Here is a 13,262-nt window from a genome sequence, read left to right on the forward strand (position 1 = left end):
AGCGAACATGCCCACTCTCTATGACATCCTGACCCTGCTGCCGGAGCTTTACCTGGTGGCGGCGGTGTGCCTGATCCTGCTGCTGGACGCGTTCATGAAACCGGCGCAGCGCCCGCAGCTGCACTGGATCTCCATCGCCGTGCTGCTGGTGGCGATCTACCTGGTGGTCGCCGGCCAGCCCGAACAGACCGCAACCGCGTTCAACGGCATGTTCGTGCGCGACCACGTGGCGGAGATCCTCAAGGTCTTCGCGCTGGGCATCACCGCGGTGGTGTTCGTGTACGCGCGGCCCTACATGATCGACCGCAAGCTGTTCGGCGGCGAGTTCTACGCGTTGATGATTTTCGCCGCGCTCGGCGTGATGGTGATGGTGTCGGCCGGCAACCTGGTAACGATCTACCTCGGCCTGGCGCTGCTGTCGCTGTCGTCCTATGCGCTGGTCGCGCTCAACCGCGATGCCCGCCTGCCGCCGGAGGCGGCGATCAAGTACTTCGTGCTGAGTGCCCTTGCTTCCGGCATGCTGCTCTACGGCATGTCGATGGTCTACGGCGCGTCGGGCATGGGCGGCACGCCGACACTGGATCTGGCGCAGCTGCATGGCGTGATGGCCTACACCACGGCACCCAAGCTGTTGCTGCTGGGCCTGATATTCATGCTGGTGGGCATCGGTTTCGAGCTGGGCGTCGCGCCGTTCCACATGTGGCTGCCGGACGTCTATCACGGAGCGCCGACGCCGGTGACGACGTTCATCGGCGCGGTGTCGAAACTGGCGGCATTCGGCCTGGCCTGGCGCCTGCTCGAGGTCGGGATGGGCGATCTCAGCCATTACTGGCAGCCGATGCTGGCCGCGCTGGCCACCGCATCGCTGGTGATCGGCAACCTGGTCGCCATCGTGCAGACCAACTTCAAGCGCATGATGGCGTACTCGACCATTTCGCACATGGGCTACGTGTTGCTGGGCCTCTCGGCGGCAACCCCTGAAGGCTACTCGGCTGCGCTGTTCTACGTGATCTGCTATGCGCTGATGAGCGCGGCGGCGTTCGGCGTGATGCTGGTGCTCGCCCGGACCGGGTTCGAGTGCGAGGGGATCAGCGATTTCAAGGGTCTGAACCAGAAGGCGCCGTGGATGGCGTTCCTGATGCTGTTGGCGATGTTCTCGCTGGCCGGCGTGCCGCCGCTGTTCGGCTTCTGGGCCAAAGTGCTGGTGCTGGAGGCGGCGATCCACGCCGACATGTTGTGGCTGGCCATCGTGGGCGTCGTCACCGCGTTCATCGGGCTTTACTACTACCTTTACGTCATCAAGGTCATGTACTTCGATGCGCCGGAGGAAGGCGCGGTGGTGGAGGTCAAGACCGACACCTCGCTGCGCGTGGTGCTGTCGGTGAATGCCTTGGCGCTGCTTGCGCTCGGCCTGTACTGGGGGCCGCTGCTGGCATGGTGCCAGCGCGCGTTCGGCGTCTGACGCCCATGTCGGCGGATGGTTTTCCGGCCAGCGCGACGATCTTCGTGCTTGCAAGAAACCCGCCATCCCGGTAGACTTTGCGGACTCTGATGCGGGGTGGAGCAGTCTGGCAGCTCGTCGGGCTCATAACCCGAAGGTCGCAGGTTCGAATCCTGCCCCCGCTACCAGATCTTTCTTGATGCAAGAAAGCCTCCTCGTGAGGCTTTTTTGTTGGCTGCAAGGATGTACCGCACGGCGCGAAACGCGAGCGCCGGACATGGAACGCGACACGAGGACGATCATCGGCGAGTTAGGGAAATGGGCCGTTGGAGCCCATTTTTTGTTTCCGCGACCGAGTTCAGGTGAGTGATGGATACCCAGGCTCTGGCACGACGATTCAGCGAAGTACTGGCCGATCTGGGCCTGGAATGCCTTGGCGTGGAGTTCACTCCATCGCAGGGGCAGAGTACCCTGCGCGTTTACCTTGATTTGCCCGAGGCGGATGGCGCGGAGCGTCGTGAAGTCGGCATCGAGGATTGCGAGAAGGCGAGTCGCGAGCTGTCGGCGCTGCTCGACGTGGACGACCCGATTCCCGGCCATTACGTGCTGGAAGTCTCCTCGCCGGGCATCGACAGGCCGTTGTTCACCGCGGCGCAGTTCCGCAAGGCCGCGGGACAGGAAGTGAAGGTGCTGCTGAAGGCACCGCTGGATGGCCGCCGTCGCCTGCGCGGCAAGCTGGCCGTGGTGGAGGGCGACCGCATTTCGCTCGAAGCGGAAGGCCGCACCTTCGATTTCGAGCACAACCAGGTCGAGAGTGCGCGCGTGGTGCCGGACTGGGTCGCGCTCGGCTATGCGCCCCAGCCCAAGCCCGGCGGCAAGCGCCCTGCGAAGAGTTAGCAGAACCCATTGAAAAGCCTGCCACGGATGGCGGACCTTTGATCCACGTGTTCATGGACGAGCGCAGAAAAATCAACAATTGGACGCCGCCTGGCGCCTGTGGAGTTGCAGCAATGAGCAAAGAACTTTTGCTGGTCGTCGATGCGGTCGCCAACGAAAAGGGCGTATCGGAAGACGTGATCTTCGACGCGATGGAGGCCGCACTGGCTTCGGCCGCCAAGAAGCGGTACCCGGACGAAGAGCCGGATATCCGCGTGTCGATCGATCACGCTACTGGCGAGTACGAGACGTTCCGCCGCTGGGAGATCATCGCCGACGACGGCGAGATGGAATCCCCGGCGTACCAGCTGCGCCTGATGGATGCGCTGGACGAGCGTGCCGACGCCCAGGTCGGCGAGTACATCGAGGAGCAGGTCGAGAACGCCGAATTCGGCCGCATCGCCGCGCAGGCCGCCAAGCAGGTGATCGTGCAGCGCGTGCGCGAGGCCGAGCGCCAGCAGGTGGTGGACGCCTTCGCCGATCGCGTCGGCGAACTGGTCACCGGCATCGTCAAGCGCGTCGAGCGCGGTAACATCTATCTCGACCTCGGCAGCAACGCCGAGGCGTTCATCCCGCGCGACAAGACCATTCCGCGCGAGTCGGCGCGCGTGGGCGACCGCGTGCGCGGCTATCTCTACGAGGTCAAATCCGAGGTTCGTGGCCCGCAGCTGTTCGTGTCGCGCGCCGCGCCGGAGTTCATGATCGAGCTGTTCAAGCTGGAAGTGCCGGAAGTCGGCCAGGGCCTGGTCGAGATCAAGGGCTGCGCGCGCGACCCGGGCGACCGCGCCAAGATCGCCGTGCTGGCGCACGACAGCCGCACCGACCCGATCGGCGCGTGCATCGGCATGCGCGGTTCGCGCGTGCAGGCGGTCTCCAACGACCTCAACGGCGAGCGCGTCGACATCATCCTGTGGCACGAGAATCCGGCCCAGTTCGTCATCAACGCGATGGCGCCGGCCGAGGTGCAGTCGATCATCATGGACGAAGAAAAGCACTCAATGGACATCGCGGTGGCCGAGGACAAGCTGTCCCAGGCGATCGGCCGCGGTGGCCAGAACGTGCGCCTGGCCAGCAAGCTGACCGGCTGGCAGCTCAACGTGATGACGCAGGACCAGGTCACCGCCAAGAGCGAGGCCGAGCAGGAAGCGGCACGCGTCCTGTTCATGGACAAGCTCGAGGTCGACCAGGAGATCGCGGTCATCCTGGTGCAGGAGGGTTTCTCCAGCATCGAGGAAATCGCCTACGTGCCCAGCGCCGAGCTGCTGGCCGTGGAGGGCTTCGACGAGGACATCGTCGAGGAGCTGCGTGCCCGCGCCCGCGATGCGCTGCTGACCGAGGCGCTGGCGGTGGAGGAGGGCGTCGACGATCACCAGCCCAGCGCCGAGCTGCTTGCCCTGGAAGGCATGGACGAGGAAACCGCTTATGCGCTGGCCGCGCGTGAGGTCTGCACGGTCGACGACCTGGCCGACCTGGCAGTGGACGACCTCATCGATATCGAGGGCATGGATGAGGAGCGCGCTGCGGCGCTGATCATGGCGGCCCGCGCGCCGATGATCGCGCGGCTGGAGCAGGGTGGCTGAGCGCGGGTACGGCGGCACCCCGGACGGGTGCGCCGGGAAGAACCCCGGGGTTCTTCACCAGGGATGGAAAGGGCGGCGATCATGATGCCGCACGAAATGACAAGCGCGGGAACGGCGGAGCAGAGAACAGAATGTCGGACGTCACGATCAAACAACTCGCCCAGGTACTGGGCATGCCGGTCGACAAGTTGCTGACGCAGCTTGGCGAAGCGGGCATGAAATTCTCCGACCAGGAGCAGGTCATCAGCAGCACCGAGAAGGTGAAGCTGCTCGGATTCCTGCGCCGAACCCACGGCAAGGCCGAAGCCGCCGCCGAGGTTGCGGATGCGGCACCGCGCCAGATCACCCTGCGACGACGCACGGTGGGCGAATTGAAGGTGGCCGGCTCCGGTGGTCGTGGCGCCGCCGGCCCCGCCAAGACGGTCAACGTGGAAGTGCGCGCCAGGCGCACCTACGTCAAGCGCAGCGTGATTGCCGAGGAGGCCAGCGCCGAACCCGAGCGCGAGGAGGCCGTGCGCAAGCTGCAGGAATCGCAGCAGCAGCGCGAGCGCGAGGAGCGCGAACGGCTGGATTCCGAGCAGCGCCGCGAGAAGGACGCGCGCCAGCGCGAGCTCGACGAACAACAGCGCCAGGAAGAAGCCCGGCGCGCCGAAACGGCCGCCGAAGCGCAGAGCGCGGCGGATCTCGCCGAACCCGCGCCGGAAGCGCCTGCCGAGGAGCCGGTGGTCGCCAGCGAACCCGTCGACGAGGAGCCGGGCGTGCAGCGCATGGACCAGCGCGAGCTGGGCATGATCCTTCCGCGCATCCACGAGCCGCGCAAGCGCGAAAAACTGGTCAAGCCGCCCGCCCCGGCACCGGCTCCCGCACCGGCGCCCGCGCCGGCAGCGAGCGATGCGGCTCGCGGCGGCAAGGCACGGCATGGCCGCGAGCGCAGCGAGGACGTCGGCAGCAAGCACGAGCGCGACGGCAGCAAGCGCTTCGCCGGCGGCCAGATGCACCTCAGCGAGGCCGATCGCGCACGCCGCTCGTCCTCCAGCACCAAACGCGGCAAGGGCGGGCGCAGTGGCGGTCGCGACCTGCTGGCGCGCGGCAGCGGCGTGTCCGGCGGAACGCACGGGTTCTCCCGTCCCACCGCACCGGTGGTGCGCGAGGTGGTGGTGAGCGACACCAACGTGGTGGCCGATCTCGCCCAGAAGATGGCGGTGAAGGGCTCCGAGGTGGTGAAAGCCCTGTTCAAGATGGGCGTGATGGCGACGATCAACCAGACCGTCGACCACGACACCGCCGTGCTGGTGGTCGAGGAACTCGGCCATACGCCGGTGGCGGACAACCAGAACAACGCCGAGGAGACGCTCGCGGCGCATACCCAGAACATCGAGCTGGAAGGCGAGAAGGTTCCGCGGCCGCCGGTAGTGACGATCATGGGTCACGTCGACCACGGCAAGACCTCGCTGCTCGACTACATCCGGCGCACCAAGGTGGCATCCGGCGAAGCCGGCGGCATCACCCAGCACATCGGCGCGTACCACGTGAAGACCTCGCGCGGCGTGATCACCTTCCTCGACACCCCGGGCCACGCGGCGTTCACCTCGATGCGCGCCCGCGGTGCGCAGTCGACCGACATCGTGATCCTGGTGGTGGCTGCCGACGACGGCGTCAAGCCGCAGACGATCGAGGCGGTCAAGCATGCCCGCGCGGCCAACGTGCCGATCATCGTGGCGGTCAACAAGATGGACAAGGACGGCGCCAACCCCGACAACGTGAAGCAGGGCCTGGTTGCACAGGAAGTGGTGCCGGAAGACTGGGGCGGCGACGTGCAGTTCGTGCCGGTGTCGGCCAAGACCGGCATGGGCATCGAGGAACTGCTCGAAGCGATCTCGATCCAGGCCGAGGTGATGGAGCTCAAGGCGGTGGCCGACGGCCGCGCCTCCGGCGTGGTGATCGAATCCAGCCTGGATCGCGGCCGCGGTCCGGTGGCCACCGTGCTGGTTCAGCAGGGCACGTTGCGCAAGGGCGACTTCGTGGTCTGCGGCATCGAGTACGGGCGCATGCGCGCGTTGATCAACCAGTCCGGCAAGCAGGTAGACGAAGCCGGTCCGTCGATTCCGGTGCAGGTGCTCGGTCTGTCCGGCGTGCCCGAGACCGGCGACGATTTCGTCTGCGTCGAGGACGAGCGTCTGGCCCGCGAAGTGGCGCAGGAGCGTGAGCTCAAGCGGCGCGAGACGCGGATGGTCAGCAAGAGCAACCGTCTGGAAGACATCATCGCCAAGATGGGCCAGGGCGACGAGCAGCAGACGCTCAACATCCTGGTCAAGGGCGACGTGCAGGGGTCGGTGGAGGCCTTGCGCGAGTCGCTGACCCAGATCGGCAACGAGCGCGTGCGGGTCAACGTGGTGTCCTCCGGCGTGGGCGGCATCAACGAATCCGACGCCACGCTCGCCGCTGCGTCCAAGGCGCTGGTGATCGGCTTCAACGTCCGTGCCGACGCATCGGCGCGCAAGGTGATCGAAACCAATGGCCTCGACGTGCGTTACTTCTCGATCATCTACGACGTGATCGATCAGGTCACCCAGGCGGCCACCGGCCTGCTCGGCATGGAAGTGCGCGAGGACATCATCGGCATCGCCGAGGTGCGCGACGTGTTCCGCAGTTCCAAGTTCGGCGCCGTGGCCGGTTGCATGGTCACCGAGGGCCACGTCAAGCGCAGCAAGCCGATCCGCGTGCTGCGCGACAACGTGGTGGTGTTCGAGGGCGAGCTGGAATCGCTGCGCCGCTTCAAGGACCTCGTGGAAGAAGTCCGCAGCGGCATGGAGTGCGGCATCGCCGTCAAGCAGTACAACGACGTCAAGGTCGGCGACCAGATCGAATGCTTCGAGCGCACGGAAGTGGCTCGCACCTTGTGATGCCTGCGGCATCGCAAGGTGCGAGCGGGAATAGGGAATAGGGAATCGGGAATAGTCAGAGCGGCTGTCCCGACTTCCCTGGCCTCCATGCTCCCGTGACGCACCTTTGCCTTTCCGATTCCCTATTCTCGATTCCCTATTCCCGGCTTTCCAATCATGCCTTCCCGCGACTTCAAACGTACTGACCGGATCGGAGCCGAGCTGCGCCGCGAGCTTGGGCTGCTGGTGCATGCCGCGGTGCGCGACCACGGCCTGCCGTCGGTGAGTGTTTCCGATGTCGAGATCACCCGGGACCTGGACTGGGCGACGGTGTGGGTCACCGCGCTGGTACCGGAGCAGGGTTTGCCGGCGGTGAAGGCGCTCAACCAGATGGGGCACGAGATTCGCCACGCGCTGGCGCACAGCGGCATGCGCATGCGGCGCGTGCCCGAACTGAAGTTCAAGTACGACGATTCGGTCGACAAGGGCGAGCGCATCGAACGCCTGCTGCGCGAACAGGCGGATGCACCCAAGCCGGACGATGACGCCAACGCGGTCTGAGTCTGGCGGCACGAATGCGCAGACCACCCCGCATCCAGTACCGCGACCTGCACGGGATCGTGCTGCTCGACAAGCCGATCGGCTTGAGCTCGAACCAGGCCCTGCAAGGCGTTCGCCGGCTGTTGCGCGCGGCCAAGGGCGGCCACGCCGGTGCGCTCGACCCGCTGGCCAGCGGTCTGCTGCCCTTGTGTTTCGGCGAGGCCACCAAGCTGGCCGGCACCTTGCTCGGCGCCAGCAAGGGTTATCTGGCTGAATGCCGGCTCGGCATCAGCACCGACACCGGTGACCGCGAGGGCGAGGTGATCGCACGCCAGCCGGTGCCCCGACTCGACCCCGAGCTGATCGAAGCCGCGCTGGCACCGCTGCGTGGAGCGATCCGTCAGGTGCCGCCGATGTATTCGGCGCTCAAGCAGGATGGCGAAAGACTGTACGTGAAGGCGCGCCGCGGCGAGTCGGTGGAACGGCCGGCGCGCGAGGTGGTCGTGCATCGACTGGAGCTGCTCTCCCGCGACAGCGACACCTTGCAGTTGCTGGTGGAATGCGGCTCGGGAACCTATGTGCGCTCGCTGGCGACGGATCTGGGTGCCACCCTGGGTTGCGGCGCGCACCTGACTTCGCTGCGGCGCACCTGGGTGGATCCCTTCCGCGATCCGCGCATGGTCACCATGGCCGAACTCGAGCAGGCAGCGGAGCAGGGCGACGAGGCCTTGCTGTGCCATCTGCTGCCGGTGGCCGAGGGTCTGCGCGACCTGCCGTCGGTTCACCTGGACGAGGCGCAGGCGATGGCCGTTTCGCGTGGCCAGCCGATCCAGCTTGACCCCTCGGTACCCGCCGGTCGCTGCGCGGCATTCGCGCCCGATGGTGCCTTGCTCGCCGTGCTCGAACTGGACGACATGCGCCGCAGCCGCATCCTGCGCGGCTTCAACCTGCCGCCAGCGGGCGGATTTGCCTGAAAAGCGGGCTGCGCACTTGTTGTAACACCACTGGCATCAGTAGAATAGACAAGTTATTTCAACGCTTTCACTCCAACCAGGGCGAAGCTTGCGCTTGCGTCATCTCGCGATGATGCAAGCGCAAGCTTCGCATCGCCTTTCAAGGAAACGTACAACCATGTCCCTTACCGCAGAACAGACCAGCAAGATCATTGCTGATTTCGGCCGCGTGCCGAATGATACGGGCTCGACTGAAGTCCAGGTGGCCCTGCTGTCCGCCCGCATCGACCATCTCACCGGTCACTTCAAGGATCACATCCAGGACCACCACTCGCGTCGTGGCCTGCTCAAGCTCGTCAACCAGCGCAAGCGCCTGCTCAGCTACCTGAAGGATCGCGATCTTGCGCGCTACCAGACCCTGATCGAACGCCTCGGCCTGCGCCGGTAACGCTGGGCGCCGTTCGCGGACGCGAGGATCATGCAGCGCCCGTGCGCGGGCGCCTTTCCCAATTCAGATCAGGAAACAGTCACGTGGCAAAAGTAACCAAGTCATTCCAGTACGGTAATCACGAAGTCACGCTGGAGACGGGCGAAATTGCCCGCCAGGCATCCGGTGCGGTCATGGCCAGCATGGGCGGCACCGTGGTGCTGGTCACCGCCGTCGCCGCGACCAAGCAGAAGGAAGGCCAGGATTTCTTCCCGCTCACCGTCGACTACGTCGAGAAGTTCTATTCCGCCGGCCGCATTCCCGGCGGCTTCTTCAAGCGCGAAGGCCGTCCGACCGAGAAGGAGACGCTGACCTCGCGCCTGATCGATCGCCCGGTGCGCCCGCTGTTCCCGGATGACTTCAAGAACGAAGTGCAGGTCATCGCCCAGGTCGTCTCGCTGAACCCGGAAGTGGACGGCGACATCGTGGCCCTGCTCGGCGCCTCCGCCGCGCTCAGCCTGGCCGGCATCCCGTTCAAGGGCCCGATCGGCGCCGCCCGCGTCGGTTACGCCAACGGCAAGTACCTGCTGAACCCGTCGACCACCGAGCTGAAGACCTCCCAGCTGGACCTGGTCGTCGCCGGTACCGCCGGCGCCGTGCTGATGGTGGAATCCGAAGCGCAGCTGTTGTCCGAGGACGTGATGCTCGGCGCGGTGATGTTCGGCCACCAGCAGATGCAGACCGCCATCCGCGCGATCGCCGAACTGGCCACCGAGGCCGGCAAGCCGTCGTGGGACTGGCAGGCACCGGCGCGCAACGAGTCGCTGGCCGCTGCCGTCAAGGGCGCGGTCGGCGACCAGCTGGCCGCCGCGTTCCAGGTGCGCGACAAGCTCGAGCGTCGCGACGCGATCTCCGCGATCAAGGCCGACGTGCTGGCCGGGCTCAAGGCACAGGCCGAAGAAAACGGCTGGTCCACCGCCGCGATGGCCAAGGAATTCGAGGAGCTCGAATACCACACCATGCGCGACAGCGTGCTGAAGACCAAGGTGCGCATCGACGGCCGCCAGCTCGACGACGTGCGTGCGATCACCGCCCGTGTCGGCGTGCTGCCGCGGACGCATGGTTCGGCGCTGTTCACCCGCGGCGAGACCCAGGCGCTGGTCGTCATCACCCTGGGCACCACGCGTGACGCGCAGATCATCGACGCTCCCGGCGGCGAGTCGAAGGACCCGTTCTTGTTCCACTACAACTTCCCGCCGTTCTCGGTGGGCGAAGCCGGTCGCTTCGGCGCGCCGAAGCGTCGCGAGATCGGTCACGGCCGTCTTGCCAAGCGTGGCGTGCAGGCGGTCAAGCCGAGCATCGAGGAGTTCCCGTACGTGGTGCGCGTGGTCTCGGAAATCACCGAGTCCAACGGTTCCTCGTCGATGGCCTCGGTGTGCGGTTCCTCGCTGGCGATGATGGATGCCGGCGTGCCGCTGAAGGCGCCGGTGGCGGGTATCGCCATGGGCCTGGTCAAGGAGGGCAACGACTTTGTCGTGCTGTCCGACATCCTGGGCGACGAGGATCACCTCGGCGACATGGACTTCAAGGTGGCCGGCAGTGCCGAAGGCATCTCCGCGCTGCAGATGGACATCAAGATCGACGGCATCACCGAGGAGATCATGAAGGTGGCGCTGGAGCAGGCCAAGCGCGGCCGCCTGCACATCCTCGGCGAAATGGGCAAGGCGCTCAGCACCGCCCGCACCGAGATGAGCGAGTTCGCCCCGCGCCTGATCACCATCAAGATCCACCCGGACAAGATCCGCGAAGTGATCGGCAAGGGCGGCGCCACCATCCGCTCGATCACCGAGGAGACCGGCACCACGATCGACATCAGCGATGACGGCACCATCATCATCGGCTCGGTCAATCGCGAGGCGGGCGAAGCGGCCAAGAAGCGCATCGAGCAGATCACTTCCGACGTCGAGCCGGGCCGCATCTACGAGGGCAAGGTCGCCAAGCTGATGGACTTCGGCGCGTTCGTGACGATCATGCCGGGCAAGGACGGTCTGGTGCACGTATCGCAGATTTCCGACGAGCGCGTCGAAAAGGTCTCCGACAAGCTCAAGGAAGGCGACATCGTCAAGGTCAAGGTGCTGGAAGTCGACAAGCAGGGCCGCATCCGCCTGTCGATGAAGGCCGTGACCGAGGAAGAGCGCGCCAGCGTCTGAACTCCGCCACGAGGCAATTCCGCAAGGCCCGGCCCATGCCGGGCCTTGCGCGTTTCGGGGCCGGTGATTTTGTGCAACGTGCTTTTGCTAGGATGGATGGACCTTGCGCGAGGATGCACCGATGGCCGATCCGGCGAATGATTTCATCAGGGATTACCAGGCGCTGGCACAGCAGTCGTGGGACGCCTGGACGCGCCAGTTCCAGCAGCCTCCCGCGGCCAATCCGTTCGCGCCGCCCCCGGCGCCTGCCGCGGGCAATGACATGCTGGAACGCACCCTGGCCGGGCTGAAGGGATACTTCGACTGGATGCAGGCAGCGGCCAGCGGCGGCGCGGCCCAGCCGGCCACCGACTGGCGTCAGCAATTGCAGCAGATGTTCGGTGGAGCCAGTCAGCCGTTCGCGCAGGCTTTCGGCGGCATCGACACTGCCGGCGCGGAGGGCTTCGCGCGGCAATGGCAGTCCTGGCTGCAGGCGGCCCAGCGCGGTGGTTTCGGTGAGCTGTCGGGCTTGCAGGGGCCGACCCCGGCATTCGGCCTGAACCGCGAGCAGCAGATGCAGCAGCAAGCCCTGGCCACGGCCTTGCTGGAGTCGATGCGGGCATCCGCCCGCTATCAGGAGCTGATCCAGCGCGCCAACGCGCAAGGCATGCAACGCCTGCAGGCGCGGTTGGCCGAACCGGGGCGCCAGGTCGATTCGCTCAAGGGGCTGTACGACTTGTGGGTGGACGCCTCCGAAGAGGCTTATGCGGGAATCGCGCTGTCCGACGAATTCCGCGATGCCTATGGCGAGATGGTCAACACGCAGATGCGCGTGCGCCAGCTCCAGCAACAGCAGACCGAGCAGATGTGCCAGCAGCTCGGCGTGCCCACGCGCAGCGAAGTGTCCAGCCTCGGCGAACGCCTGCAGGCGCTGCGCCGCGAATTCCGTGCCAATCTGGCCGATGGGTCCGCCGACCATGCCGGGGAGATCATGGCCTTGCGCCGGGAACTCGCGGCGTTGAAGCGCCGGCTCGCCGATCGCCCGGCGGTACCCGCAGTGAAGAAGCGCGCCGCTGCCAAGCCTGCGGTCGCCGTGAAGAAGGCGCCGGCGAAAGCGGCGCGCAAGCCCACCAGCCCGTCCAAATCGGGCTCCGGCCAGCGCAAGCGCAAATAAGGAGAGCAGCCATGCAGACACCATTGCGCATCGACCCGACCCAGGCCCTGGCCGACATCGCCACCTTCCAGCGCAAACTGGCCGCCGGCATGGCCAACCTGCGCAACATGCGCGAGCCGGAATACGCCAATACCCCGCGCGAGCTGGTCTACAGCGAGGACAAGCTGAAGGTCTGGCACTTCACCGGCCACGGCAAGGCGACCTCGAAGACCCCGCTGCTGATCGTCTACGCCCTGGTCAACACGGTGTGGATGACCGACCTGCAGGCCGACCGCTCGATGGTGCGCAACCTGCTGGAGCAGGGCGAGGATGTCTACCTGATCGACTGGGGCTATCCCGACGGCGCCGACCGCTGGCTGACCCTGGACGACTACATCAACGGCTACCTCGACCGCTGCGTCGACGTGGTACGCAAACGCCACGGTCTCGACGCGATCAACGTGCTCGGCATCTGCCAGGGCGGCGCGTTCTCGCTGTGCTATACCGCGCTGCATCCGGACAAGGTGAAGAACCTGATCACCATGGTCACCCCGGTGGATTTCCACACGCCGGACAACATGCTGTCGCACTGGTGCCGCCGGATGGACGTGGACCTGTTCGTCGACACCATGGGCAACATCCCGGCCGGGCTGATGAACTACGTCTACCTCACGCTGAAGCCGCTGCGGCTGAACCAGCAGAAGTACATCGGCATGGTGGACATCCTCGACAACCCGACCGAGCTGGAAAACTTCCTGCGCATGGAGCGCTGGATCTTCGACTCGCCCGACCAGGCCGGCGAGGCGTTCCGCCAGTTCATCAAGGATTTCTACCAGGGCAACAAGCTGGTCAAGGGCACGCTGGACATCGGCGGTCAGAGCGTGGATCTGGGCATGATCACCCAGCCGGTGCTGAACATCTTCGCCGAGCAGGATCACCTGGTGCCGCCGGATGCCTCGCGCGCACTGGGCAAGCACGTGGGCACCACCGACTACACCCAGCTCGCGTTCAAGGGCGGCCACATCGGCATCTACGTGTCCGGCCGCGCCCAGCGCGAGGTGCCGCCGGCGATCCACCAGTGGTTGCGCCAGCGCGACTGAATCGCGCGCACGCACGTGATCGCCTGTCGTGCGGAATCCACGCACGACAGGCGATAATCAC

The 13,262-nt window shown here is 66.0% G+C and carries 10 protein-coding genes and 1 tRNA gene; all 11 read left to right on the plus strand.

The genetic code is table 11. The features are described from left to right. Positions 1-7: 7 nt before the first annotated feature. The 11 genes from nuoN (at position 8) to ACVCMG_RS02085 (ending at position 13,201) form a co-directional block, all read left to right on the plus strand. A complete protein-coding gene (nuoN, locus tag ACVCMG_RS02035; protein WP_447114764.1) occupies positions 8-1,462 on the plus strand; it encodes an NADH-quinone oxidoreductase subunit NuoN in 1,455 nt (484 codons plus the stop codon). 90 nt (positions 1,463-1,552) lie between these two features. Further along, a tRNA-Met gene (locus ACVCMG_RS02040) sits at positions 1,553-1,629 on the plus strand. A 181-nt stretch (positions 1,630-1,810) separates the two neighbouring features. Beyond that, positions 1,811-2,338, plus strand: a complete 528-nt coding sequence (locus tag ACVCMG_RS02045; RefSeq protein ID WP_395118590.1) for a ribosome maturation factor RimP — start codon at positions 1,811-1,813, stop codon at positions 2,336-2,338. 113 nt (positions 2,339-2,451) lie between these two features. Continuing rightward, on the plus strand, positions 2,452-3,957 hold the full coding sequence (nusA, locus tag ACVCMG_RS02050) for a transcription termination factor NusA (protein ID WP_395118588.1): 1,506 nt from the start codon (positions 2,452-2,454) through the stop codon (positions 3,955-3,957). 131 nt (positions 3,958-4,088) lie between these two features. Then, entirely contained in the window at positions 4,089-6,860 is a 2,772-nt protein-coding gene (gene infB / locus ACVCMG_RS02055; RefSeq protein ID WP_395118586.1) for a translation initiation factor IF-2, read from the plus strand. 156 nt (positions 6,861-7,016) lie between these two features. Next, on the plus strand, positions 7,017-7,400 hold the full coding sequence (rbfA, locus tag ACVCMG_RS02060) for a 30S ribosome-binding factor RbfA (RefSeq protein WP_395118584.1): 384 nt from the start codon (positions 7,017-7,019) through the stop codon (positions 7,398-7,400). Between the two features lie 14 nt (positions 7,401-7,414). Continuing rightward, entirely contained in the window at positions 7,415-8,353 is a 939-nt protein-coding gene (gene truB / locus ACVCMG_RS02065) for a tRNA pseudouridine(55) synthase TruB (protein WP_447114765.1), read from the plus strand. A gap of 157 nt (positions 8,354-8,510) precedes the next feature. After that, positions 8,511-8,780, plus strand: a complete 270-nt coding sequence (gene rpsO / locus ACVCMG_RS02070; RefSeq protein WP_136257158.1) for a 30S ribosomal protein S15 — start codon at positions 8,511-8,513, stop codon at positions 8,778-8,780. An 83-nt stretch (positions 8,781-8,863) separates the two neighbouring features. After that, on the plus strand, positions 8,864-10,969 hold the full coding sequence (pnp, locus tag ACVCMG_RS02075) for a polyribonucleotide nucleotidyltransferase (protein ID WP_395118580.1): 2,106 nt from the start codon (positions 8,864-8,866) through the stop codon (positions 10,967-10,969). Positions 10,970-11,090: 121 nt separating this feature from the next. Then, positions 11,091-12,122 carry a poly(R)-hydroxyalkanoic acid synthase subunit PhaE gene (locus ACVCMG_RS02080; protein ID WP_395118578.1) on the plus strand — a complete coding sequence of 344 codons (1,032 nt, stop codon included), beginning with the start codon at positions 11,091-11,093 and terminating at the stop codon, positions 12,120-12,122. 11 nt (positions 12,123-12,133) lie between these two features. Next, complete coding sequence (locus ACVCMG_RS02085) at positions 12,134-13,201, plus strand: class III poly(R)-hydroxyalkanoic acid synthase subunit PhaC (RefSeq protein ID WP_447114766.1); 1,068 nt, start codon at positions 12,134-12,136, stop codon at positions 13,199-13,201. Positions 13,202-13,262 lie beyond the last annotated feature (61 nt).

It is taken from the genome of Rhodanobacter sp. UC4451_H18 (assembly GCF_052978225.1).